Source organism: Haloarcula sp. CBA1127, from assembly GCF_001485575.1.
Taxonomy (GTDB): Archaea; Halobacteriota; Halobacteria; order Halobacteriales; family Haloarculaceae; genus Haloarcula.
Genome location: NZ_BCNB01000006.1, coordinates 1,456,406 through 1,479,946, shown reverse-complemented (window position 1 = coordinate 1,479,946; position 23,541 = coordinate 1,456,406). Strand labels below are relative to the sequence as shown.

Below are 23,541 nucleotides of genomic sequence, written 5' to 3'. Positions count from 1 at the left end.
TTCTGCTGGCACTCTATGTTGTGAGTCGTCTTGTCGATGACAGAATTAATATCACCTTATTTGCCTCTTCACCCCAGATCCTGCCGGTATTTTTCAGTAAGTAGATATTTCTTTTGCGGTAGCAATTGAAAAACTGGTACGTAAATTGGAGTAAAGTCGAGCAAATACTCTGTTAATAGTATACTACTAGCATCCCATACGTCAGTACCACTATAAGCGCAACTTCGCCTCTCGAATGTATGGACCGTGGACACCAACTGATCGGAACCGACTCGCAGTCGGGCAAGAGCGCCAAGGCAGTGACCGTTCAATCTGAAGAAGTAGAAGCATCCAAACACCAGTTAATTGAACATTATTCTACCGCCTGTGTCGATATTCAGGGTGCAACTATCGGGAGGCAGTCACAATGAGTGTTGAGTCACCGGCGGTTGATGCACAGGACCTCCTTGAAGAGGTTCGGACAACCAGCCTCCCGGATCAGGTTGCAGAACTGGCAGACGAGTACGAACGGGTCTGTGGCGAGCGTGATCGGTTCCTCTGGCAGTGGATCTACTCGCTGTTCCCCGAATTCACGCTCTCCTCTGTCCACCCGGACCACGCCGACCACGTCCGGACGCAGAAGACGATACTCACGATGTACGTCACGATTCTGGACGACATCGTCGAGAACGACGGGGACCGAGACACCTTCGAAGAGGCCAGACGCCTCGTCCAGGACCCGTCAGCCGTTGACCCGAGTCGTGCGGCGGTAAGCGAGGAATATTTCTCGTTCATCGAGCGTGTGTGGCGGGAGTTCGAGGGGGGCCTGACTGACGCACCGCGTGTTGAGGAGTTCTACGACGTTTTCACCTACGATATGCGACAGACGCTGAACGCGATGGACTACAGCGCTGTCGTTAACGAGAACCCACGGATTGCGAACCTCAGCGGGGCGGAAACATATGGGGCACATAACATGGTAATGTTCCCCTACGCGGCCGTTGACCTCATGTATTCGCCGGAGTTCGAACTCGCCGATTACGGCACGGTCCGGGACCTCATCTGGGACCTGCAGGAGATGGCCCGCATCGGCAACTGGCTCACGACCTGGGAACGAGAAGTCAGGGAGGGAGACTACACCGCGGGAATCGTTGTGCTGGCCCTTCAAGAAGGGTTCGTCACACCTGAAGAGCTGGAAAACCCCGACGGGAAAGCCGAACTCATCGACAAAATCAAAGCCGAACAGTTCGAGGCCCGGTTCCGAGACCGGTGGGCCGATATCTATCAATCCGTTCGTGATCGTGAGTTCGACACGGACAGTGTCGACCTCAACGCGCTGGTGGAGGGCATGGAAACCGTGTTCCAGTACCACGAAGCCAGCCGCGGACACAAGTAACAAAACGACATTTCGTGGTCCGCGGTGAGGGCCGGATTGATTCTACGTGCTTGAACCAGAGAGCTGTCGTGCCGTCAGTCGTCGGCGACAAGCGTGTCCTCGTCGTCGGCGACGAGGCGGTCCATCGCATCGACCATCGCGCGCACGGACGCCCGCGTGATGTCCGAGTCACTGGCAGAGACGACGACGTGGTCGTCGCCGCGCGACATCTCGATTTCGACCGTAACGAGTGCGTCCGTCCCGCCGGTGATGGCGTCAACGTGGTAGTCTTCGAGCGTCGCATCGGCGGTGTGGGACAGTGCCACCTCGGCGGCGTTCATCGCGGCGTCGACCGGCCCGGAACCGACCGCTGCCTCCTTACGTTCCTCGCCGTCGACCGCGAGCCGGACGCTCGCAGTCGGCGTATCGGAGCCAGAAACGGCGGTCAGACCGAGCAGTTCGACTCGGCGGTCGCGGGCCTCACCGGTCACCTCGTCAGCGATGGTCAGTAGGTCGGCGTCGGTGACGCGCTTGCCGCGGTCGCCGATCTCCTTGACGCGACTGACGACCTCCGAGAGCTGATCATCGGTGACCTCGACGTCGTGCTCGTCGAGTGCCGCCTCGACACCGGCTCGGCCCGCGTGTTTACCGAGCGCGAGTCGGCGTTCCCGGCCCACCTTCTCCGGCGGGTACGGCTCGTACATCGAATCGTCCTTGAGCGTGCCGTCGGTGTGGATACCGGACTCGTGGGTGAAGGCGTTCTCGCCGACGACCGCCTTGTTGGGAGCCAGCGGAATGCCGGTCCGGTTGGCGATGAGCTGGGCGAGATCGTACACCTCGGTGAGGGCCATCGACTCGACGCCGTAGCCGTGGTCGAGCGCGATGGCGACCTCTTCGAGGGCGACGTTGCCGGCGCGCTCGCCAATGCCGTTTATCGTCCCATGAACGAGGTCCGCGCCCGCCGCGATGGAGACCAGCGCGTTGGTCACCGCCAGCCCCAGATCATCGTGGGTGTGCGTGCTCACCGGACCCAGGTCCGAGAGCCGGGAGACGCATTCGAGCGCGCGGTCCGGCGTTGCGTGGCCGACAGTGTCAGCCCAGCAGATGCGGTCTGCGCCGGCCTCGACGGCAGCGCCGAGCAGTTCTTCGAGGTAGTCCAGATCGGCTCGCGAGCCGTCCTCGCCGATGACCTCGACCCAGAGCCCGTGGTCGACGGCGTACTCCACCAGTTCAACGGTGTTGTCGACGTTTTCGCTCTTGGAGGTCCCGACCTTCTGTTCCACGTGCTTGTCACTGGCCGGGACGACGAGGTTGATGCCGTCGACACCACAGTCAAGCGCGAGGTCGATATCGTTCTGGATACCACGACAGAAGCTGGTGACAGTGCTGTCGAGGTCGAGCCCCGCGACGCGGGAAATCGTCTCGCGCTCGCCGGGCCCGGTACAGGCGCTTCCGGCCTCGATGACATCGATACGCGCCGCATCGAGCGAGCGGGCGATATCGGCCTTGTCGTCCGGCGTCAGCGAGACGCCGGGGGCTTGCTCACCGTCGCGCAGTGTCGTGTCGAGAAACTGTACCTCACCGACATCTGAGAGCGCACGCATCGCTGGGTGCCCCTCGAACAATGTGTTCTGACTCACAGAAGATGCTCCATCACGCGCCACGAATTTCGCGGCCAGCCGCCTCGCGGCGACTTCCTCTATCCTCCGTCGGGTGTTCCGACATAGTGGTGTCTACTCCAATCTTCACGGTCTAAAAGGTGACGGAACTGACTACCACACCCCATGCCTGTCGCGTTCAGGCTTCCAGACGGACCGTATCGCCCTCGGAAACGTCCGACGCCGCGCCACCGGGCAGTTCGATGACAGTGTCCGCGTTCGCGTAGCCGACCGAGCGCCAGGGCTGTAGGGTTTCGACGGCCTGAACCTCCTCGTCAACGAGCCAGAGTACGTCGAGCGGGAACCGGACGAACAGCATATGGATGAACTGTCGGCTCGCGTGGTCGAAGGGAAAGACGAGCGCGTAGTCGTCGGGAATCGATGCCCGGAACATCAATCCCCGGCCCTGTTCGAGCATCGACTCGGCGTACTCTACCTCCGTCGCGAGGGGGCGAGCCGCGCCATCGGGGTCGTGAACGAGCCGCATACCACCGCGGAAGTCGTAGGTGGGCAAAAAGGCTTCTGTCGGAACGGAGGGTTTGAGGGGGCACGGCACGGGCTACATGATATGGAGAAGGCTCCTGGGGGGACGTCCGTCGGCGTCGACGACCCGTACGACCACGTCCAGCGGTGTGACTTCGTCACCAGCGAGGGAAAGTGTCGTTGGGCGCGCGAACACGGCCACCACGACCCCGAATTTGCCAATGCCCGGAGTGCCGATGACTTTCGCTGTCCGGCAGCAATTGCGCCCGATAACGCGGACGCAGACGCGGAGCCGGAATGGGACTGGGCTGACTGCCCACATTTCCGCTCCCGGAACCACGACCGGGAGTGTGTTCGGTGCGGACTCAAAGAGCGGCGGATGGCCCACTCAGACGAGCGACCCTTGCTGGAAGAACACCACCTCTCGTACCGCGAGGGAGGGTCCGAGTTGTCACACGAAATAACGGTATTTCTCTGTCGGTGGTGTCACGCGAAGATTCACCAGTCGTGGGCGCGACTCGACGACGACGCGAATCCGGACCCCGAAGCCATCGCTCAGCGGGAGCAGCGCCGCTCGAAGGAGCAGTCAGAACTGGGCTTCGAATCGGCGGCCGACCGCTACGACGACTCATAGGCGCGCAGAATATCTTATTTGATAATTACTGCCGCACAGATAAGTAGGCACGCCGTAACCAGTTACTAAAGTGACCTCTCCGGCGCTCACGAAACAGTCGCTGGGGACGGGATATGTCGTCGCGACGGGCGTCGTGATTTCCGGCGCATTACTCGCCCACGGCATGTCTATCGTCCAGCCCTCCCCGGTAGACGTGGTCATCCTCAGCGTGGGGTTGACACCGGCGCTAGCCCTGGTAGCAGCGAACTACTGGCTCCCGGTGAGCGGACTGTCCGGCGACCAGATATGGACCGCGGCGGAGTGGTGCGGGCTTGGCATCGCGCTGTTTACCGTCATCCAAATCGTCGTGTTGCTCGCGCCAGTGCCGCAGTCCTCGATGGTTCCATTGATCCTTGCAAGTGGCGTCGCAGTCGGCGGGTTCGGCGGCATTTTGTTCGGGTGGCTGCTCGAACTCCGGCGGTCCCGACGCCGGCTCGCCCAGAGCAACGAAGTGCTGTTTCGAGTGCTTCGACACGACCTCCGGAACGATCTCAACGTCGCGCTCGGCCACCTCGGCGAACTGCAGCGGGAAACGGCAGAGCGTGGTGATCCCAAGTCGCGTGCACACGTCGAGCAGTTGAACGACACCATCGACGAGATCATCGACACTACGGAGAAGGCGAGACAGATAGAGTTCGCGTTCGACGCGGACCGTCGCGCACAGCAGCCGATCGACCTCGTGCCATGCGTCAGGGAACAGGCGAAAAGGATCACACAATCGTATCCGGAGACGACTGTTGATCTCGACCTCCCGGACCAGTCGAAGGTGTATGCCGACTGGATGCTTGACGTGGTGTTACAGAACGTCATCGAGAACGCGGTCGTCCACTGTGAGGCAACCCCGACGCTGTATATCTCCGTCGAGGAGCACGGCCGAACCGTGTTCGTGCATATCGGTGATAACTGTCCGTCGATTCCACAGCACGAACGAGATGTCCTCGACAGCGGCGCGGAGACGCAACTGCGCCACTCAAAGGGTGTCGGGCTGTGGCTGACGACGTGGATCGTCGAGAGTTACGGCGGGGCAGTACACCTCACGACCTCGGACGACGGCAATGTCGTGACGTTAGAACTGTGTGGGCCGACCGTTCTCGACGAGGTTCGCCAGACCCTCCGAGAGTGGCCCTGAAGCCGGACACGGGGGAACTGTCGACCGCATCAGGAGATATATACGCCTTCGTAGCCTTCGCGTCAGTAATGACCCGAATCGACGTTATCGACAATCACGGACAGTTCACACATCTGGAGCAACGCGCGCTCCGTGACATGGGCGTCGACGTCTCGCTCAGGGACAACACGACACCCCCGGAGGAAATCGACGCCGACGGCATCGTCCTCTCCGGCGGTCCGGACATGGACGATATCGGGAACTGTCCCGAGTATCTTGACCTCGACGTGCCCGTGCTCGGTATCTGTCTAGGGATGCAACTCATCGCCGACGAGCTCGGCGGCCGGGTCGGCGGCGGCGAGTACGGCGGCTACGCGGACGTAACGGTCGACATCCTTGATGAGGACGATCCGCTTCTCGGCTCGCTCCATCCCGAAACGCGTGTGTGGGCCAGTCACGCCGACGAAGTGAAGGAAGTCCCGCCCGGATTCGAGCGGACCGCGACCTCCGATGTCTGTGGCGTCGAGGCGATGAGCAACACTGACGAAGCGATATACGGCGTCCAGTGGCATCCAGAGGTCGCTCACACCGAAGAGGGCGAGGAAGTGTTCGAGAACTTCCTGTCGGTCTGTGACCAGCAGTCTGTCGCCCGCCAGTAATCGCTGAAGCGTGATGTAACTGGTTTTATATTCGCTCGTAGGGTGTGATACAAAAATGACGGCGACACAGGGAAATCTCGCTAACCTTTCGCGGTTTATTTTCAGGGCTCCGACCTGGTATACGAGCCTAGCCTTTGCGCTGGTCATCGCGGCGATGACCGGCATTGTTGCGTTCGACTCACGGTTCATCCTCGACGATGCCTGGCAGGGCGTGTTTCTCATCGGCTTGCCGACCTCAATCGCCAGTGCCGTGACGCCGTGGGTCGACCGGCAGCTGGGCGGACAACTAACCCCGAACCGGGCCACCCTGCTTGCGGTGATCTGTGAACTCATCACTATTGCGATGCTGACCATCGCCGGCGTTATCGCCGTCTTTACTGTCCGCCTCGGCCAGAACTTCGTCTTCGACGTATTGCTGGTCGCGCTGGCATCGATATTCGCCTTCCGACTGCTGATACTGATGGCCGTCTCGCGGCATTCGCTGCTGAAAGCGACGATTCCGGCGAGCGTCCAGACAGTCACTGCCGCCGTGTTGCTGGCGATATACAGCGGGGCAACCGCGTTCATCCTCGATAACCCGATGCTCCGGGAGTATCTTTCACGCCCGGAGGAGGTTCCACCACAGGTACAGGGGTTTATTCCACAGGATTTCATCATTCTCGCGGTTATCTGTGTCATCTACGCGCTGGCGGTCTGGCTGTTCCTCGTCGTCATCGACCAACCGTGGCGCTCCTCGCTCGGCGTTTCCGCGCTGGATTTCCTCCGTGGTTTCATTGGGCACATCGCCGAAGGCACACGAGAACTGGAGGAGTTCTTCGAGGATATCGGCGAAGAAGCCGTCGTCCCGGTCACCGTATTGTCGGTCCGCCGGCCGGGCGGCGAGGAGAAAGCCCGATTCGTCCTGCCGATGATTCACCCCGGCCCGATGGGCGAAATCGGCGGTGGGAACCTCCCCAGACGCGTCGCCGAGTCGGCTGAGGGTCTGGCCTTCCCGCCACACGCGACCGCCGGCCACGACTTCAACCTCGTCACGGAACGGGAGGTCGACACCATCCTGTCGACGGCTGAGACTGCGTACCAGAACCTCGAATACGACGACCAGGCGACGGCAGGGACTCGCGTCACCGAAGGGGAAGCCACGCTGACGGGACAGGCCTTCGGCTCCGATGCGCTCGTCGTGAACACGTACGCGCCGGGCTGTGCCGACGACGTGGAGTACGCCGTTGGACTCTCGGCGATGTCGGAAGCGCGGGCCGACGGACTCGACGACGTGCTTCTGGTTGACGCGCACAACTGCAACGACGGGCTCGAAGGCGACGACCTCGGCCACGTCGTTCCCGGCAGTCAGCGGTCCTTCGATATGCTTCACGGCGCTGGACAGCTTGGAAGCCTGCTCACGGACGCTGGAACTGGCCGACTCCGCTGTGGCGTCGCCTGGGACGAGACCCCCTGGGAACCCAAAGAGGGCATCGGCCCGCTCGGGATCCGCGTCTGTGTCTTCGAGGTCAACGACCAGCGAACGGCGTACGTACTCATCGACGGCAATAACATGGAGCCGGGCCTCCGCCAGCGCATCATCGACGCCATCGAAGGCGTGGATATGGTGGAGGTAATGACCAGTGACACCCATATCGTCAATACTGTCGAGGCCGAGAACCAGGTCGGACAGGCGATCCCCGAGAAGGAGATCGTTGCGCTCATCGGCGACCTCGTCGACAGAGCTGTCGCCGACGTCGAACCTGTCGAGGCCGGCATGGCGAGCGAACAGGCGACCGTGACGGTGTTCGGCAACGACCGGACCGAGACGCTGGCCTCGACTGCCAACGCGATGGTCTCGATGGGTGGTGCGCTGGCTGGCGCGTTTATTCTCGTCGTAATGACGATCAGCGTATTGATTTTCCTGCTGACCTGAGCCGTCGATCAGATACGCTCCGTCTGAGACCCAGCGCTGTCACTCGGCGAGTTGTTCCGTCAGAGAACGCCGATGGAGAGATAATAATCCACTTACCACATCTTGATAAGTTATTGAGATAATCAAATCGAGGACAACCGACCCAATGGTTCACTCGAATGCCTGCGTTGAATGGCTTCAACGTCTGTTACCTATGAAAAGACCCAAAAATAGTTAGATTTCATACTAAGGTAGTACAGATAAATATCCACAGTCATGAACCGATACAATTCATTCGCGCCTGCGTGAGGCCAGCCAGCTGTGTGGCTCTCTTTCAGGTGACAGTAAGTATCTGTAGTAAATAATACAGTACTGACCAGTGTATATAAGCTCGGGCTTGTTATATAAGGCTGCATATAATGACAAATGCGAAACTAGAAGCGACGGTTGACACAAGTACAAACTCGAATAGCGCTGTCACTGATTAGAATAGTTCTGTTTTCTCTTTTTGCTTTGAAACTGTATTTTCGGACGTTACTGCCTCTAATGGCTACAGTATCGCTAACGGGGACAACCGACCGCCGATCGTTTTTTCCAGTTAGTGAGACGGTCCAGACGTCTTTATACTGAGTATATTCCATTGGCTCTGAACAGAAACAGTCGACATTTCTCATATTTGATTGTTCTGGGCAAACGTTTATTCATACCGACATCTCAGCCATATCTATACCGATGAAATACTATCCAGCGGTTGCCGCCCAGTCAATTAGCTATGACAGCGAACGCATAATTGAAAATCCGTCTATCACTGGTGACAGTCGCTGTAATCTAAAAATACGATAATTAATATAGATACGATACTTTCAGCATATGCTTCCCAATACAGAGTACCCTCCAGCAATGGTCTCTTTGGCCCTGCTCGTCGGTGCATTTGTGATACTGAGTCCGCTGGCAACAGCGGGTGTGGCCGCAACCGATGATAGTGACGATTTGCGGTCCACGATTGGACCCACAGTATCGGCCGAACAAGTGAGACTCCCACCAACACAATCGGTTGGAACGTCACAGAATACGACGCCAGCACGGACCGAAACGCCAAATGCGACGTCTACACCAACACCTACGGCGACCCCAACACCGACACCCACACATACCGCGACGCCAACACCTACGGCGACCCCAACACCGACACCCGCACATACCGCGACGCCAACACCCACACACACGGCGTCGCCGACACGAAGTACGCCATCTGCTCCCACACAGACAGCAACACCTACGTCCACGCGTACGGTGCAGGAGACCGAGGGTAGCACCAGAACACACATCGACGCACCGCCAGGAATCGCAATCGCGAACCTCTCAGCGCCGGACCGGATACGCCCAGGAGAAACGTACACGGTGACAGCGATGGTGCGAAACCCCTCCGAGGAGGTCCGCTCAGAGCGGATCGAGTACCGGTTCAACGAAGCGACAGTGAACAACCGAACAGTCGTATTAGATGCCGGCGAGTCGCAGGAACTCCGTTTCAAGCAGACCGCTGACGGACGAATGACTGGTACAGAATCGATCGATACGGGGACGTACGTGCACGGCGTCCGCAATGAGTCCGGAGAAGGTGTGCCACGGTATGTGCGCATAACGCCGGATATCGATCTGACAATTAACGGGTTCCAAGATCCCGTAACGGCACCGAACGACCGGCAGTTCATCGTACTGGCGACCGTCTCGAACCCCGGTGAAACAACGGTCACACGGGATGTAACCTACCGCTTCGCAGGGAAACCTGTCGCCGAAAAGACTGTCACAGTGGGTGGCGGCGAGCGACAGCAGGTTGCGTTTGCTGTCACCGCGGACCGGATCGAGGCAGCGACTCCAGCCGTCCAGCGAGGCCGGACCTACGACCATAGTATTAGTACCGCCGGTGGAGCCAGCATCGGTGACGCTGTCCAGCTGCAAAGTGGATCTGGCGCGAGTGCGGACTCGCTCGCGGCTCAGGAGCCGACGTTTCCAACAGACGTCCGCGAAGGCGAACATCACATAGTCGCAGTAACTGTCAGAAACGTTGACACAGCCGCGTTCGATGGCCAGTTCGTCTACCGAATCAATGGGACCACTGTCGCGACGCGGAGTATCGAGATCCCCGCGGGGGAACGACAGACCGTCGAGTTTGCTGTCGCGTACTCAAAGATCAAGCGAGCAGTATTCCCACTCACTTCACATCCCGTCACACAGTCTATCACTGTCGGCAACACGTCCCTCGCCAGCCACGATGTCACAGTCCATGGAAGTACCACGGAGACAGCGGCGACTCAAACACCACGAGAGACACCTACCTTTGCGAGCCAACCGGACAACGACAACGGAACAAGCGGCGAGACATGTGAACGGGGCTTCTTCAATGAATGCGGCGGAACGACCCTTGATCAAATGACGTTGACACTCGTCGGGACAGTCAGTTCCGTCTTTGCGATGCTCTACGAAATGGTTAGGGGAGCCTGACAGATGGCGCGAGGACTTCCCGCCGTCTGGGGCTCAATCTTTGGCGGTCCGATGATTGCGTCCGGTATCTACTTCTACTGGTTTGCCGCTACGTACCCACTGGTCCCATCGCAACCCGAGACGCCGCCCTCGGTTGGACTCATCACGATGGGGTTCGGTCTGTTCATCACCGGAATGGGGGTGTATGTTCACTCTGTTGCCGCGCCTGAAGCGTTGCAGTTGCGCGACGGCGAGCACATCGTCGAAGACCGAAAGCCTGCACAGCGAAACGCGCTCGCAGAGGCCGGGATTGCTGTACCCATTCTCGGACTCGGTGGCTACCTGCTGTACGTCACTCAACGCCCGCTGTACCAGCCAACACTCGTGCTCGCTGGCGGACTATTCCTGTTCTCCAGAGGACTGTATCGGTACTGGCAGAACACGCTCACCACCTACTTCCTGACGAATCAGCGAGTCGTTGAAGAGTACCGGTTCGTCTCGCTCCTCCGCAACGAGGTCCCACTGCAGAAGGTCCGCGGCGTTGAGGAATACCGCTCTGTCTGGGACTCACTGTTCGGGCTGGGGAACGTCGCCGTACGATCCGGTGCTAGCGGTGGGCTGACAATCTCCATCAACCAAGTGTACGAACCCGCTGAATTCGGTGATCTGGTTCGTTCGGAACTCACACCGGAACGAGATGAGGATGTACCGTTCCAAGAGGGACAGACCGCGACGACTGGGGCGACCAGCGGCAAGTCGGACTCGCCCACGGTTGCTGACGCCGACGATACCACGGACGATGGGTCGGACGCAGCCAGTCAGTCTGACAGCGGAGCGAGCCCGCAATAGCTACTCGTCGCTGGACTGACCTGACAAGACGTGTCCGCCCTCAACGCGATTCCTGCGATAACCGATGCGTCCTTCCACTGCGTGCGGATCAGACGCAATCCTATGCGCTGTTCAGATGTAGACAAATTGTGTAGCGCCGAGGAGGAGATTTGAACTCCTGAGTCCGTGAGGACAGTTGCTCTCGAAGCAACCGCCTTGGCCAGGCTAGGCTACCTCGGCTCACCCATCAGTACCGCCGTTTACTCTTTAGGGGTTTCGATTTCGGACTCGACACCCCTTTATCGAACCCGTAACATGACAGGCTATGGACGCTACCGAGGCAAGCGAAGTGTCGAGTCAGATCCTCGATGAGATCGGGAGTGCCGTCATCGCTGACCGTGGCTTCTTCGAGACGGTGCTGCTGGGGGTCGTCGCGAAGGGCCACGTCCTGCTTGAGGACGTTCCTGGCACGGGAAAAACGCTGACCGCCCGCAGCGTCGCGACCGCGCTGGGATTGTCCTTCTCCCGCATCCAGTTCACGCCGGACCTCCTACCGGCCGATATCACGGGGACACACATCTTCAACGAGGAGTCCCGGAGCTTCGAATTCACCGAGGGACCGGTGTTCGCCAACGTCCTGTTGGCCGACGAGATCAACCGCGCACCGCCAAAGACCCAGTCCGCGCTGCTCGAAGCGATGGAAGAAGGACAGGTCACCGTCGACGGGGACACGTACGAGCTGCCGGAACCGTTCTTTGTCATCGCCACCCAGAACCCAGTCGACATGGAGGGGACCTTCGAACTCCCCGAAGCACAGGTCGACCGGTTTCTGGCAAAGACATCACTCGGTTATCCTGACGGCGAGGGCGAGGTCGAACTCCTCCGGCGGCGTGCCGGTCGAACGACACAGAGTCCGACCGTGGAACCGGTGCTTGACGCGGAGTCAGTCAAAGAACTCCGGAGCGTTCCGGAGACAGTTACCGTCGACGACGACCTGCTGCAGTACATGGCTGACCTCGTCCGGGCGACCAGAGACGACTACCGCGTCGACGTCGGGGTCTCACCGCGCGGGACCCAGCGACTGTTCGAGGCGACGCGAGCGATGGCGACGATCGCCGGTCGGGAGTACGTTGCACCGGACGATATCAAGCGGGTCGCACAGCCAGTGCTGGCCCACAGGCTGGTGTTGACACCTGATGCCCGCGTCGAGCAAGTCGACAAGGGCACCGTCATCCAGAGCGTGCTCGATGAGGTCCCCGTCCCAACCGTCTAACCCCACGTCCAGTGGGCGTCCAGCGCGTACCGGTACACACCCGTAATGACGATAGCCCCACCATTGCCGACCAGCGGCACGACGCCACCCCAGGTGACAAAAGCGTAGAGGAGGCCTAACTGGAGCGGGATCGCCGTCCCACGAACGAGATTTGTCTTCCCTAACCCGACGACGTACTCCCGCAGATCCGAATGCTGTGACCGGTGGAACGTCCAGGCGTTGTTGAGGACGTACTGGAGCAAAATCGTACATTCGATGGCGATAGCGGCTGCGAAAATGTAATTCAGGCCACCGATATCGTTAAACAACCATAGCAGCGCTTGCTGAACCGACGCGGCAAACACACCGACGAGGAAAAACCGGATGAGTTGCTGTCGCCGGGCCGGTGTGACGACAGCGGACGCCATACAGCCTTACTGATAACCGAGTGCCTTTAATCGTGCTGTTATCTCGTCGGATGCCTCGGTGTTTCCAGCCCCCGTCCCGTCGCTGTCGAGTTCGGCGAGGTGGTCGGCAACGGCATCCGACAGCCGGTCGAGGACGGTCGCGGGCGGGTCGGCGTCCGTCGAGTCCGAGCACAGGTCGACCTGTTCCTCAGGGTCGTTTGTCCGGTCGTACAGTTCCTGCTGGCCCGATTCGGTGAATTCGATGTACGTGTAGCGCTCGTCGCGTGCGCTGAGGAGGAGTTCCCCATCCGCACGGCTTCGCGGAATCGGCTGGCTAGTCACGCTCTCGCCTCGGACCGCTGCGGAGACGATGGGACCGCGGTCCTCGATGGCCGCGCCGTGGACTGCTGGAGCGACAGAGGCGCCATCCCACTCCGCCGCTGGCGTGAGCGACAGCAGGTCGCACACTGTCGGCGCGATTGTGTCGAGGCCGACCGGCGTGTCGACCGACTGGTGCTCGCTCTCCGGTGTCGAGACGATGTAGGGAACATCGATGAGCTCCCGGTAGAGCTTGGGATAGTGAGCAAGGTGGCCATGTTCGAGGAACTCCTCGCCGTGGTCGCCGGCGACGACGACGGCCGTATCGTCACGGTGCCCCTCGGTTTCGAGAGTGTCGAGGAGCCGACCGACGCTGGCGTCGACCTGCCGGACCGTCGCCTCGTACAGCGTCCGGAGCGTCTCCAGCGTCCGGTCGTCGACTTCCCAGCCCAGTCCGGTTCGGAGGTGTGAGGTGAGCATCCGGAGGACGCCGAAGTGATTGTCCGATACCTCGCGGATGTGCCGCGGAGCCGGCACGTACGGCGTGTGCGTGTCCATGTAGTGGACCCAGAGGAAGAACGGTCCGTCGGTCGTCTCTAGAAACGCAGTGGCGTGGTCTTCGAGGTCGCCCATCCGGGACACGTCGGCGAAGGGGCGTTCGTCGGACCCGCCGCTGAGAACGGTCGCGGCGCGCCGGAACGGTGAAGTGCCGAGCTGGACCCATGCCTGAATCGTCGGGTGAGCTGCCAGGTACTTGCTGTAGCCGCCGCTGTCGACGAACGGCTCGAACTCGTCGAACCCGCGGTCGTACCCCCAGTGGTCGGTGAGAAAGCCGTTTGCGGCGTTGAACCCTGCCGTCTCGACACCGGCATCAGACACCTGCTCGGCCAGCGTCGGTGTTGAGGCCAGACCGATATCCTCGCTTTCGGTGAACACCGGTCGCGACCCGTGAATGCTGGGGAACGAAAACGGCGTCCAGTTCCCCTGTGCCACGGCGTTTTCGAAGACGACGCCCGAGTCGGCCAGCGAGTCCATCACGGGTGAGACACTGTCAGCGCCACCCAGCGCGTCGGCCCGCAGCGAATCAATCGTGACTAGCACCACGTTGTTCGTTTCTGGGGCCGTCATAACCGACCCACCGTCCCCCTCATTCGCAATGTTACCGACGTATCGCGTCCGCAGACCGGGGGTTGCACCCAGCGCGTGCCACCGTAGTTTCTCATACCCCCTATACCAGACACTGAATACTGAACGTTCCGGATAAATTCAGAGGCGTATAATAGAACCATACACTGATAAGGTAGAATTAAGTAGCCTTGTGAAACCCTCAAACGCCGATAGGTCTCAGCAGGCGGCTGAATACAGGGAGGTATATCTCGTGCAGTGTTCTATGAGAGAATGACTGAAAAGTGAAATTAACGAAACAATTGATACAAGGCGACTAGAATGACCCAGACACAGGGCTGATGACCGAACACAAACACGAAAACCAGCAACTCTGGAACGAATGGAGCGATGATTTCCAAGCGTTATGGAACGCAAATACCGTGGATGGGGAGCTTCCGCCGGCGCCATCGCCATTCGGTTCGGATGGTCCGGGCGAGCCTCAACCCGACATTCTTGATTCAGTTGCAGAGAAGGACTACGTCGAACTAGGATGTGGAGGCGGCCAAGCCAGTGTCGGGACCGCTGAGCTTGGTGCGGAAACTGTCGTCGGAGTGGATATCTCAGGCGAACAACTGCAGCACGCACGGCAGTTGCGAGATTTCTACGACGTTGATGCACAGTTTCTCAAAGGAGATATCACGAACCTCCCACTCCCCGACGATAGCTTCGATGTAGCGTCTTCCGAGACAGTCTACCAGATGATCAAGCATCTCGGTGAGGCGTTTCGAGAAGTTCACCGCGTTCTCCGAGATGGCGGCATCTTCGTCCTCAGCGTGCCACATCCCATACACGAGAGTCTGGATGTCGAAAAAGAGATTTTCGAACGCAGCTACTACGACACCGGTCGGCGGGAAATCACGATTAACGACGACTACGAAGCGAACTTGATCGCCTTTGATCACACGGTTGCCGATCTTCACAATTCCCTCGTTGATGCCGGATTCACCGTCAAGCGTCTTCTCGAACCACGGCACCACCAGACCACACTCGATGATCGAAACGATAGCGATCTCCCCGAACTACTGTGGAAGGTGCCGGGGAGCGTTCGCTTCTGGGCCGTTGCAGAGTAACGTATGAACGGACTTCTGTAGGGGGTGTACAATGTTTACGTGTGATCGTCTGGATGATTGTTGACTACAAGCACTCTATTCACCGCACCGTTTGTATCACCGCCTGAGAGTTTCAACAGAGCCAATTAAACCCCCTCTCCGACAATGACAATCTTGGACGTATTCGATGACCGACCAGATTCAGTTTCGAGCCTACGACGACCGAGACGCCGACGCGGTCTGGCGACTCCACGAGTGGGCGATGCGAGCGACCGGAAACGACCCCAGCGACATCCCCGGAACGTCGGACCTGAAAAACATCGAGACGCGGTATTTCGACAGCGGCGGCGCGTTTCTCGTTGGCGTCGTTCCCGACGACAACGGCGAACTCCCGGAGACGTTCGACGGTGGCCTGGCCGCGATGGGCGGGTTCCTCCCGAATGAGGTTGGTCACGCCGACGAGCGAACCGTCCCCGGCGCGGCCGAACTCCACCGGATGCGGGTCGCCCCGTCCCGGCAGCGGCGCGGCTACGGTCGCCGCCTCCTCCACAGACTCGAACAGCAAGTGGCCGAGCAGGGATACGAGGTCCTGCTTGCGACGACATCACAGAGCCAGCCCGCCGCAGTCACCTTCTACCGCGACGAAGGGTACCAAGAGGTAGACCAGTCAACACAGGGCGAGTACGAACTCGTCCACTTCGAGAAACGGCCCTGATCCAACAGTCGGACGCGGCGTTCAGTCGCCGCTGTAGGCGTCGTCGGTGTCCTCACCGAAGGAGGTGTTGAGTCCACCCGGGCTCTCCCGGTCTTGCTGGCGCATACTCTGTCGCGTGAACTGCGGCTTGGCGCGGACGGCCTTCTTCGAGCGGAACGACCACCACAGCGCCAGGGAGAGGCCGACAGTTCCGGTGATGCCGACACCAGTGGCCGGCAGCGACGCCTGCGTGTACAGGAACGCTGTCGAGAACAGCGTGCTTGCGAGCAACATCCCGAGGATGAGTCGCTTAGTCATCGTTGCGAGCAAGCCATCGGAGTCCTCGATGTCGGCCTGCACGCGGAAGTCCTCCCGCTCGACTCTGTCGAGGGCGGACTCCAGCTTCGGCGGGATACGGACGGCCGACCGAGCGGCGTCGGACACTTCGGTTGCCCGGTCCTCGACGAAGTTCCGCACGCCCTCTGCGAGATATCCTTCCTCGCGGAGATAGTCGGTGGCAACGCCGATGAAGTCGAAGTCCTCGTCAAGAGTGACACAGACGCCTTCAACGACCGTGGCGACGCGCAACACGAGCGCCAGGTTCGCCGGCAGCCGAAGCGGGAACTCGTAGATGGTGTCCTCGACCTGCTGAATGATCTGCTGGACGCGGTACTGCTCGATGTCCTCGCCACGAGCGTCGGCGATGGCCAGTTCCATCACGTCACCCATCACCTGCCGGTCGGCCTCAGGCGAGAGCGTCCCCATCTCGATAAGAGCATCGAGGATAGCGCTGATATCCTGATCGGCGACAGCGGCGTAGAAGTCGATTATCTTGTCCTGGACGAACGGATCGACCCGGCCGGACATCCCGAAGTCGTAGAAGACGAGCGTCCCGTCGTCCTGCACGGCAAGGTTTCCGGGATGTGGGTCGGCGTGGAACACGCCATCGTCGATAATCATCTGGAGGTACGCCCGCTGGAGCGTCTCGGCCAGCTCCGTCCGGTTGATACCGCCCTCGTCGAGGCTGTCGATGTCGTTGATCTTCGTGCCGGGAACGTACTCCATCGTCAGGACGCGCCGCGTGGAGTGGGACTCCTTGACCTTGGGGATGCAGATGCGGTCGTTGTCCCGGAAGTTCTCCCGGATCTCGGTGAGCATCCGGCCCTCTCGCTGGTAGTCCATCTCCTCGCGGATGGTCTTCGAGAACTCGTCGGCCAGTGTCTCAAGCGAGAACGACCGGGAATCGTCGATGAAGTACATCAGCAGCGGGAGCGACCAGCGGACGACCCGCAGGTCGGCCTCGACGAGCGCTTCGATGCCGGGGCGACGAATCTTGACGGCGACCTTCTCGCCGTCGACCTCCGCCAGATACACCTGACCGAGCGATGCGCCGCTTATCGCCTCTCTCTCGAATTCATCGAAGCGGTCATCGACAGACCCCAGTTCGTCCTCGATGACGACCCGTGCATCGTCCCAGTCCGCCGGTGGCACGCGGTCCTGTAACTTCGAGAACTCCTCGATGTACTCCGGGGGCAGGACGTCCGGCCGCGTCGAGAGGATCTGCCCGAGTTTGATGAACGTCGGGCCGAGCGTTAGTAACGAATCGAGCAGCTGTTGTGCACGTTTGCGACGCTGTTCAGCCGTGACGCGGCGCGATGAGCCGATCACGAAGAAGCGCTTTCGGTCTCGTGCGTACGCGACCAGCAGGGGCAGGAAGTGGCGTGCAACGACAAGGAACCGCCAGTACGCGCGAAGATTCACCGGTTTGCCACCTCTGAGTCAGTCCCCGTCGATCGGGATCGTGGTGCTCGGTGCGGCTGTCGCCTTCGGCAGGCGGAGCTCGAGGACGCCGTTTTCCACGGTCCCTTCCCCGCCCTGCCCGGTCGTGTCCGGCGGGAGCGGGAGCTCGGCGTCGAGGAACACGGAGCGGTCCTCGCGGACGAACGTGAACTCGCCGGGCACGTCCTTGGTCCGTTGCCCGTCGATCCGAAGGCGGCCCCCTTCAACGGTCACGTCGATTGTCTCCGCGGTCACGCCCGGCAGGTCGAGCACGAGCAGGTATTCGTCCTCGGATTCGAGCACGTCCGCGAACACGGCGTCGGGAAGGTCCCGAAGCGCTTCACGCAGGGCAGACATACGCCCATCTAAGTGGTACGCAGTGGTAAACCCGACGGTCTCGGCCACTACAGAAGCCCGGACAAGAGGGCAACGCTGCCGATGATAACCGCGACAAGACCGAACACAGTCTCGGCGATAGCACCCCGAACAATCCGCCGCGCAGTGCCACGCTCGCTGGTATCGGAGATGACGAACACCGGCGTTCCGTCGCCGTCCCCGACGATAGCGTCGACCAGATTGCTTCCCCACGCCGTTGCGGGGCCACGCATCGCCTGGCCGTAGACGTACACGTCCTCGCCAACGTCCAGCCGACGCTCGGTAAAGCGCTGTTTGTTCCCCAGGCTGATTTCCGTCACGAGCAGGTTCACGGACCCATCCTGGGCCTCGACGCCCTCCGTTCGCTCGACGTAGTCGGCCAGGCGATCGGGAAGCTCAGTCCCCGGGGACACTGTCACCGACTGTGACTCGAACCGCACGTCCGCTCCGTCTGGGTTCACGCGAACGCGAGCGTTCCCGTCGTCGACGATGAAGTCGACGCCGTCCTGCCCCTCGTCCAGCGTCTCCCAGTTCGAGTGTTTGCCCGACGACCGGTACTCCTCGACCTCGTAGGTGTAGGCCAGACACTCGCTGCCGGTGAAGGGAGCTGTGACCGTCCCGGCATCCTCGCTGGCGACGGCTGTGCCAGTGATTTCGACGGGACCAGTATGCCCGTCGAGCGAACGCACCGGGACCGGGTCGTTACGGAGGATGTGGAACACCGTTTTGAGTTCCCGGCCGCCGCGGAAAAGGACGAAACCGCCGATGGTCAGGAACACGATGCCGACCAGTTGCGGGAGGACCATACGTCGATGCCGGACCCGACCGAGGAAAAACGTTCCCAGTCCGTGTGGACAAGCGACGGCTGGGGCGTGGCCACTCGGGGTGTTTTTGCCACAGTACCCACTAGCAGGGGTATGGCTGGCTCCCCGCCGTCGGAGGCCGAGTCGCTCGCACTGGAGACCGCTCGCAGACAGCTCGGCAGCTTCGCCGTCCCCGTCGACCGAACGGACAGAATTCCGCTCTCCGTCGCTGTTGGACGAGTTCTGGCAACAGATGCGACGGCGAACGAACCCGTGGAGGAGGCGGATATCTCGGTCGACGATACTGTCTTCGACCGGGGCCATCAGGTACGGCCCGGCGATGTGGGACTGCTGCGGGCGACCGGCGTCTCCGAACTGCTCGTCCGCCAGCGACCACAGATCGGAATCGTCCCGACCGGCGACGAACTCCGAGCGGATACCAGCGCAGGCCGCGAGGTCGAGACAACGGGGTTTACCCTGGCACAGTACGTCGACCGGTGGGGTGGGAAGGTGACCTACCGGGACCCTGTCGCCGACGACGCTCCGGCGCTTCGGATGGCCGTGCAGCGCGACCTCACCCGTGATGCGCTCGTCATCACCGGGACCAAGCCGGGGGATACGCTTCGAGAGGTCGTTGTGGATCTCGGTGCGGTGTTCACCGACTACGTCGATATCGACCCAGGCCAGCGGACGGGCATCGCTGTCGTCGAGGATCGCCCGGTCCTGCTGTTGCCGGAGTCGCCGAGTGCAGCCCGCGTCGGCGCGGTACAGCTCCTTCGTCCGCTACTGAAGGCGTTTGCCGATGCACCGCTGTCTGCACACCCGGAGTCACGAGCGACACTGGCGGCGGCCGTCGACAGTCAGCACGGTGTCAAGACGTTTACGCCAGTCGCTGTGAGCGACGGGACAGCAACGCCGCTGCCCGGCGTTGACCTCGCGACGGCGACCCGTGCCGACGGCTGGGTGTCCGTGCCCGATGACGAGGCCGCTATCGATGCCGGAACGACCGTCACTGTGGAAAACTGGGACTACCTGCCCTGAGACGACGCCAGGTCGAGTAGCGAGGCGACGCGTCTGTCGCCGCGCACGCACCGACCCATCTCTGCCGGGGACCGCCGGCCGACGTGGACGCCATCGAGGCCCGCGTTCCACGCCGCGCCGATGTCTGACGGATTATCTCCCGCCAGCACGCCGCTGTGGCCGTTGTACCAGACATCCATCTCCCGCATCGCCAGTTCGACCGGCTTCGGGTCGGGCTTCCAGCCGATGTCATCGTCACAGCAGACGACCGTTTCGAACCAGTCGGTGATATCCAGATGGTCAAGGACTGGTTCGGTGAGGTACTGCTGGCAGTGCGTGACCAGTCCGACCGGTGTATCGAGGGTCGCAAGGAACGTCTCGGCGTCGTCGTAGAGGTACGTCGCCTCGGCCCGAGCAACGGGGTCTTCCTCCTCGTGGAACAGCCGCCAGAACTCCTGCTGGTCGACGCCGCGCTCCGCAAGCGTCCGTGACCGTGTCCCACCGAATCCGTACCAGAGTGCATCCCGTTCCCGGTCGGTGAACTCGACGCCGAGGCGGTCGCCGACGGCGCCCATTACCTTCCGGGGGTACGCTGGCTCGATATCGACGAGCGTCCCGTCGAGATCAAACAGCCAGAAGTCGTAGTCGGTGGTCATGAGGATAGATTATTTAGCGATTCTCTGATAAAGTCTTTCGGGCCCTACGACCGGTTTTGCTGCGTATAACCGGCCTGTAGCCACTGACTACGCAGTGACGGTTCCTGTTACGCCACACGAACTGAACTGCCGAGATACTTGGTGAGCACCTCGCTGACCGAGTCAGCGTTAAACAGGGTCAGGTCGTCGGCGATTTCGGCTTTCAGTGAATCCAGATACGCCTCGTCAGTCCGGAGTTCACTGAACGACACCGAAACGACCTGATAGCCGAGTTCGTCCTCGACGAGCCGACGGAAGTGCGGTTCGTCGGCCAGCTCGCCCCGCCAAAGCGTGTCCCGGAAGAACAGCCAGCCGCTGGTCCCCGGGTCGTCGGCCGCCCGATACAGCGTCGTCTCGAACCGGTCGGGATCGGTCCACAGCCCATCAGCGTCTGGCTCCAGCCGGAGTTCCACCCGAAATACGTACCGGGCGGTCGCGCCGTCGGGGTCGGTCGGCTGGAGCGCCGCAAGTCCGTCGGTCGTGTCCACGGTCACACCCTCAGTCGTGGATGCCGTTCAGCCGCTCGGCCAGGCCGATGTCGTTTTCAGTGATGCCGCCTGCGTCGTGGGTCGTGAGTCGGACTTCGACTTCGCCCCATCGGATGGTCATCTCCGGATGATGCCACGCGTCCTCTGCGAGGCCCGCCGCGGCGCTCAGAAAGCCCGACGCGTCCAGATAGCCGTCGAACTCGAAGACGCGGACGATTTCGTCGCCTTCGCGGGTCCATTGCTCGGGTAGCCGGTCGCTAATCTCGTCGTCAGAGAGCAAGTCTGCCATATCGGCTACGTCGGGCGGCGTGGGCAAAAAGGTGGGCGTGGTCAGTCGTCAGAGAGCCGGTCGAGCATCGCGTTCGGGATCTCGTCGCGCATACCGTCAGGGATGTCCTCGACCGACATGCCTTGGGTGAACTCGGGCGGGGTAGCCTGGTCGGGGCCGCCGAAGTCCGGGTCGAACAGCTGGAGCGCCGTATGAATCGTCGACCAGTCATCCTCCTCCGCGGCGTCGCGCAGGCTCTTGGTCGGTGCGGCGAGGATCTGCGAGACGATAGCGTCGGCCATTGCTTCAACGACTTCGGCCTGTTCATCATCGAAGTCAGCTGCCGAGAGCGCACTGTTTATTTCTGCTGCCTTGACCTGTTCGGCGCTTTCGTACATCGTCGAGATGACCCTGTCGGCGCGTTTGCGCTTGTACTGCGTGAGCAGGCGGTCGAACTCCTCGTCGACGATACGCTCGACCGCTTCGGCGGCTCGCTGTCGCTTGTTCCGCGTTTCGGCGGTCACCGACTCCAGTGCATCGAGATCGTACACCGTCACCGACGGGAGTCGGTCCGCGCCGGCCGGGACGTCACGCGGCTGGGCGATGTCGACAATCGACACCTCGCCGGCATCGCTGAAGGTTCCGATATCGAACACCTGATCACCGCTCCCTGTCGCCGAAATGACGGCACTGGCCTCAGAGACAGCCGCTTCGATGCCGTCGAGCGCAACCGCACTGGCGTCGATGTCGACTGAGTCGGCGATATGCTCCGCGTGTGGGACCGTCCGGTTGGCCACGAGTAGCCGGTCTACCTCCTCACTGAGCGCATCCACAGCGAGCTGGCCCATCTCGCCAGCCCCGACAACGAGCGCTGTCCCGTCTGCTAGCGAACTCTCCTGTTTGAGAAGGCGAACCGCGGCGGAGGCAATCGAGACGACACCCTCGTTGATTTTCGTCTCCGTGCGGGCGCGTTCGCCGACGTGAATCGCCTTCGTGACACCGTCTTCCAGCATCGGTCCGATGCCGCCAACGCCGCGGGCGGTCTCATAGGCGGTTCGAAGCTGGCCAAGGATCTGGTCTTCGCCAAGCACAATCGATTCAAGCCCGGCGGCTACTCGGAGCAAGTGACGGAGACTCTCCTCGTGACCCATCTCAACAACGACGTCGTCGGGCACGGCGCGGGTGAACAGTTCGAGCGCGTCAAGCCCGTCCTCGTGATCAGAGACAACGACGTACCCTTCGGTACGGTTACACGTCTGTAGCGCAATCGCTTCTTCGACCGCGGGGTTCGCGAGCAAGGATTCGACCGCATGGCGCTCGCTATCCGCCGCAGCGGTCTCTAATTGGTCGACGCTTGCGCGCTCATGGGAGATACAGACCCCAACAATTGCACCAGTGTCCCCTCTCACATTTGATCACCAGGTAACTCTCCGATCACGTCTCTAGCTACTTGCTCTCCCTTGTACCTGCCACTATCTAAAGCCTTCCAAACTTCCCGTGACCTGACAACGAACCTGACGGCGTCACGCCGTTCGGCCGCCGGGACCCCCCGGTCGCGCAGGTCCTCACGGAGGTCGCCGACGACCTCGGCCATCAGACCAGCGTTTCCGAACTCGTCTTCGAACCGCTCGCGAAGGTGTTTCGACAGCGCCGGCGCGCGCCCGCCGGTCGCAATCGCGAGCGTCACGGGGTCGTCCCGCACCGTCGCCGGCACGACGACGTTGCCGAACGACTGGTCGCCGTGGTCGTCGGCGCGGTTGACGAGCGCGCCGTGCTCCTCGGCAGCCGTGCTAAAGGCGTCGTTCAGGTCGGAGTCGTCCGTCGCGGCGACGACCAGCGCCGGGTCGGTCCGCTTGACCCACTCCGTGGCGTCCTCCGGGGTCGGTGCAGCCCGGACCTTTTCCGCGTCCGCGAACGTCCGGTCGCCGAATTCGGGGCTAAGGACGACGACGCTCGCCTCCGTAGCGAACGTGCGGGCCTTGCGTGCGCCGACCGGACCGCCGCCGACGACGAGAACCGTCTCGCCCTCGAAGTCGTGCATGAGCGGAATCATCGGTTGGCACTCCCTGATTCGGCACTGCGGTCCTGCAT

23 protein-coding genes and 1 tRNA gene are annotated in these 23,541 nt (G+C 61.2%); 11 read left to right on the top strand and 13 right to left on the bottom strand.

Features of this window, described 5'->3' with window-relative positions; translation table 11 throughout:
* The first annotated feature begins 406 nt into the window (after positions 1-406).
* Entirely contained in the window at positions 407-1,375 is a 969-nt protein-coding gene (locus AV059_RS12070; protein WP_058994710.1) for a terpene synthase family protein, read from the top strand.
* Between the two features lie 74 nt (positions 1,376-1,449).
* Here the strand turns inward: AV059_RS12070 and AV059_RS12065 are convergent, their stop codons facing one another.
* Complete coding sequence (locus AV059_RS12065; protein WP_058994708.1) at positions 1,450-2,958, bottom strand: (R)-citramalate synthase; 1,509 nt, start codon at positions 2,956-2,958, stop codon at positions 1,450-1,452.
* A gap of 193 nt (positions 2,959-3,151) precedes the next feature.
* Positions 3,152-3,499, bottom strand: coding sequence for a DUF192 domain-containing protein (locus AV059_RS12060; RefSeq protein WP_058994706.1), 348 nt, complete (start codon positions 3,497-3,499; stop codon positions 3,152-3,154).
* Between the two features lie 81 nt (positions 3,500-3,580).
* Here AV059_RS12060 and AV059_RS12055 point away from each other — a divergent pair, with 81 nt between their 5' ends.
* The 6 genes from AV059_RS12055 (at position 3,581) to AV059_RS12030 (ending at position 11,156) form a co-directional block, all read left to right on the top strand.
* Positions 3,581-4,129 carry a hypothetical protein gene (locus tag AV059_RS12055; RefSeq protein WP_058994703.1) on the top strand — a complete coding sequence of 183 codons (549 nt, stop codon included), beginning with the start codon at positions 3,581-3,583 and terminating at the stop codon, positions 4,127-4,129.
* A gap of 70 nt (positions 4,130-4,199) precedes the next feature.
* The gene (locus tag AV059_RS12050; protein WP_058994701.1) at positions 4,200-5,297 is read left to right on the top strand and encodes an ATP-binding protein; all 1,098 of its coding nucleotides are present in this window, start codon (positions 4,200-4,202) and stop codon (positions 5,295-5,297) included.
* A gap of 68 nt (positions 5,298-5,365) precedes the next feature.
* Positions 5,366-5,935, top strand: a complete 570-nt coding sequence (locus tag AV059_RS12045; protein ID WP_058994699.1) for a GMP synthase subunit A — start codon at positions 5,366-5,368, stop codon at positions 5,933-5,935.
* A gap of 55 nt (positions 5,936-5,990) precedes the next feature.
* Positions 5,991-7,847, top strand: a complete 1,857-nt coding sequence (locus AV059_RS12040) for a DUF2070 family protein (RefSeq protein ID WP_058994697.1) — start codon at positions 5,991-5,993, stop codon at positions 7,845-7,847.
* A 1,272-nt stretch (positions 7,848-9,119) separates the two neighbouring features.
* The gene (locus tag AV059_RS12035) at positions 9,120-10,328 is read left to right on the top strand and encodes a hypothetical protein (RefSeq protein WP_228841791.1); all 1,209 of its coding nucleotides are present in this window, start codon (positions 9,120-9,122) and stop codon (positions 10,326-10,328) included.
* Between the two features lie 3 nt (positions 10,329-10,331).
* Positions 10,332-11,156 (top strand): PH domain-containing protein, encoded by an 825-nt coding sequence (locus AV059_RS12030; protein WP_079990761.1) that lies wholly within the window; start codon positions 10,332-10,334, stop codon positions 11,154-11,156.
* Positions 11,157-11,290: 134 nt separating this feature from the next.
* On the opposite strand, the gene AV059_RS12025 is transcribed toward AV059_RS12030, so the two are convergent.
* A tRNA-Ser gene (locus tag AV059_RS12025) sits at positions 11,291-11,375 on the bottom strand.
* Positions 11,376-11,460: 85 nt separating this feature from the next.
* On the opposite strand from AV059_RS12025, the gene AV059_RS12020 reads away from it, so the two are divergent.
* Positions 11,461-12,408 (top strand): MoxR family ATPase, encoded by a 948-nt coding sequence (locus AV059_RS12020; RefSeq protein WP_004957659.1) that lies wholly within the window; start codon positions 11,461-11,463, stop codon positions 12,406-12,408.
* Here the strand turns inward: AV059_RS12020 and AV059_RS12015 are convergent.
* Both AV059_RS12015 and AV059_RS12010 read right to left on the bottom strand, forming a co-directional pair.
* The gene (locus AV059_RS12015) at positions 12,405-12,815 is read right to left on the bottom strand and encodes a GtrA family protein (RefSeq protein WP_058994693.1); all 411 of its coding nucleotides are present in this window, start codon (positions 12,813-12,815) and stop codon (positions 12,405-12,407) included. The genes AV059_RS12020 and AV059_RS12015 overlap by 4 nt on opposite strands.
* Before the next feature lie 6 nt (positions 12,816-12,821).
* Positions 12,822-14,240, bottom strand: a complete 1,419-nt coding sequence (locus AV059_RS12010; protein WP_058994691.1) for a sulfatase-like hydrolase/transferase — start codon at positions 14,238-14,240, stop codon at positions 12,822-12,824.
* A gap of 338 nt (positions 14,241-14,578) precedes the next feature.
* Here AV059_RS12010 and AV059_RS12005 point away from each other — a divergent pair, with 338 nt between their 5' ends.
* Both AV059_RS12005 and AV059_RS12000 read left to right on the top strand, forming a co-directional pair.
* On the top strand, positions 14,579-15,349 hold the full coding sequence (locus AV059_RS12005) for a class I SAM-dependent methyltransferase (RefSeq protein ID WP_058994689.1): 771 nt from the start codon (positions 14,579-14,581) through the stop codon (positions 15,347-15,349).
* Between the two features lie 166 nt (positions 15,350-15,515).
* Positions 15,516-16,043: a GNAT family N-acetyltransferase gene (locus AV059_RS12000; RefSeq protein WP_058994687.1), complete on the top strand. Its 528-nt coding sequence runs from the start codon at positions 15,516-15,518 to the stop codon at positions 16,041-16,043.
* A 21-nt stretch (positions 16,044-16,064) separates the two neighbouring features.
* Here AV059_RS12000 and AV059_RS11995 read toward each other — a convergent pair whose 3' ends face one another.
* The 3 genes from AV059_RS11995 to AV059_RS11985 are packed head-to-tail and all read right to left on the bottom strand — an operon-like array spanning position 16,065 to position 18,982.
* Entirely contained in the window at positions 16,065-17,783 is a 1,719-nt protein-coding gene (locus AV059_RS11995) for an AarF/ABC1/UbiB kinase family protein (protein ID WP_058994685.1), read from the bottom strand.
* 18 nt (positions 17,784-17,801) lie between these two features.
* Positions 17,802-18,158, bottom strand: coding sequence for an Hsp20/alpha crystallin family protein (locus tag AV059_RS11990; protein ID WP_004957670.1), 357 nt, complete (start codon positions 18,156-18,158; stop codon positions 17,802-17,804).
* Between the two features lie 47 nt (positions 18,159-18,205).
* Positions 18,206-18,982 carry a GIDE domain-containing protein gene (locus AV059_RS11985; RefSeq protein ID WP_058994683.1) on the bottom strand — a complete coding sequence of 259 codons (777 nt, stop codon included), beginning with the start codon at positions 18,980-18,982 and terminating at the stop codon, positions 18,206-18,208.
* A gap of 111 nt (positions 18,983-19,093) precedes the next feature.
* Here AV059_RS11985 and AV059_RS11980 point away from each other — a divergent pair, with 111 nt between their 5' ends.
* Entirely contained in the window at positions 19,094-20,020 is a 927-nt protein-coding gene (locus AV059_RS11980; RefSeq protein ID WP_058994681.1) for a molybdopterin-binding protein, read from the top strand.
* Here AV059_RS11980 and AV059_RS11975 read toward each other — a convergent pair.
* From AV059_RS11975 to AV059_RS11955, 5 genes are all read right to left on the bottom strand, one after another.
* Positions 20,008-20,655, bottom strand: a complete 648-nt coding sequence (locus tag AV059_RS11975; protein WP_058994679.1) for an HAD family hydrolase — start codon at positions 20,653-20,655, stop codon at positions 20,008-20,010. The genes AV059_RS11980 and AV059_RS11975 overlap by 13 nt on opposite strands.
* Before the next feature lie 107 nt (positions 20,656-20,762).
* Positions 20,763-21,182, bottom strand: coding sequence for an LWR-salt protein (gene lwrS / locus AV059_RS11970; protein ID WP_058997588.1), 420 nt, complete (start codon positions 21,180-21,182; stop codon positions 20,763-20,765).
* A 10-nt stretch (positions 21,183-21,192) separates the two neighbouring features.
* Positions 21,193-21,471, bottom strand: a complete 279-nt coding sequence (locus AV059_RS11965) for a 4a-hydroxytetrahydrobiopterin dehydratase (RefSeq protein ID WP_058994677.1) — start codon at positions 21,469-21,471, stop codon at positions 21,193-21,195.
* Between the two features lie 41 nt (positions 21,472-21,512).
* Positions 21,513-22,859, bottom strand: coding sequence for a glutamyl-tRNA reductase (gene hemA / locus AV059_RS11960; protein WP_058994674.1), 1,347 nt, complete (start codon positions 22,857-22,859; stop codon positions 21,513-21,515).
* Positions 22,856-23,503: a bifunctional precorrin-2 dehydrogenase/sirohydrochlorin ferrochelatase gene (locus tag AV059_RS11955; RefSeq protein WP_058994673.1), complete on the bottom strand. Its 648-nt coding sequence runs from the start codon at positions 23,501-23,503 to the stop codon at positions 22,856-22,858. The genes hemA and AV059_RS11955 overlap by 4 nt, the downstream gene beginning before the upstream one ends.
* Positions 23,504-23,541: the final 38 nt, after the last annotated feature.

Coding starts and splice junctions, on each gene's coding strand:
- AV059_RS12070 (WP_058994710.1), top strand. CDS start 407: ATGAGTGTTGAGTCACCGGCGGTTGATGCACAGGACCTCCTTGAAGAG.
- AV059_RS12065 (WP_058994708.1), bottom strand. CDS start 2,958: ATGCGTGCGCTCTCAGATGTCGGTGAGGTACAGTTTCTCGACACGACA.
- AV059_RS12060 (WP_058994706.1), bottom strand. CDS start 3,499: ATGCGGCTCGTTCACGACCCCGATGGCGCGGCTCGCCCCCTCGCGACG.
- AV059_RS12055 (WP_058994703.1), top strand. CDS start 3,581: ATGGAGAAGGCTCCTGGGGGGACGTCCGTCGGCGTCGACGACCCGTAC.
- AV059_RS12045 (WP_058994699.1), top strand. CDS start 5,366: ATGACCCGAATCGACGTTATCGACAATCACGGACAGTTCACACATCTG.
- AV059_RS12040 (WP_058994697.1), top strand. CDS start 5,991: ATGACGGCGACACAGGGAAATCTCGCTAACCTTTCGCGGTTTATTTTC.
- AV059_RS12030 (WP_079990761.1), top strand. CDS start 10,332: ATGGCGCGAGGACTTCCCGCCGTCTGGGGCTCAATCTTTGGCGGTCCG.
- AV059_RS12020 (WP_004957659.1), top strand. CDS start 11,461: ATGGACGCTACCGAGGCAAGCGAAGTGTCGAGTCAGATCCTCGATGAG.
- AV059_RS12015 (WP_058994693.1), bottom strand. CDS start 12,815: ATGGCGTCCGCTGTCGTCACACCGGCCCGGCGACAGCAACTCATCCGG.
- AV059_RS12010 (WP_058994691.1), bottom strand. CDS start 14,240: ATGACGGCCCCAGAAACGAACAACGTGGTGCTAGTCACGATTGATTCG.
- AV059_RS12005 (WP_058994689.1), top strand. CDS start 14,579: ATGACCGAACACAAACACGAAAACCAGCAACTCTGGAACGAATGGAGC.
- AV059_RS12000 (WP_058994687.1), top strand. CDS start 15,516: ATGACCGACCAGATTCAGTTTCGAGCCTACGACGACCGAGACGCCGAC.
- AV059_RS11990 (WP_004957670.1), bottom strand. CDS start 18,158: ATGTCTGCCCTGCGTGAAGCGCTTCGGGACCTTCCCGACGCCGTGTTC.
- AV059_RS11985 (WP_058994683.1), bottom strand. CDS start 18,982: ATGGTCCTCCCGCAACTGGTCGGCATCGTGTTCCTGACCATCGGCGGT.
- AV059_RS11980 (WP_058994681.1), top strand. CDS start 19,094: ATGGCTGGCTCCCCGCCGTCGGAGGCCGAGTCGCTCGCACTGGAGACC.
- AV059_RS11975 (WP_058994679.1), bottom strand. CDS start 20,655: ATGACCACCGACTACGACTTCTGGCTGTTTGATCTCGACGGGACGCTC.
- AV059_RS11965 (WP_058994677.1), bottom strand. CDS start 21,471: ATGGCAGACTTGCTCTCTGACGACGAGATTAGCGACCGGCTACCCGAG.
- AV059_RS11955 (WP_058994673.1), bottom strand. CDS start 23,503: ATGATTCCGCTCATGCACGACTTCGAGGGCGAGACGGTTCTCGTCGTC.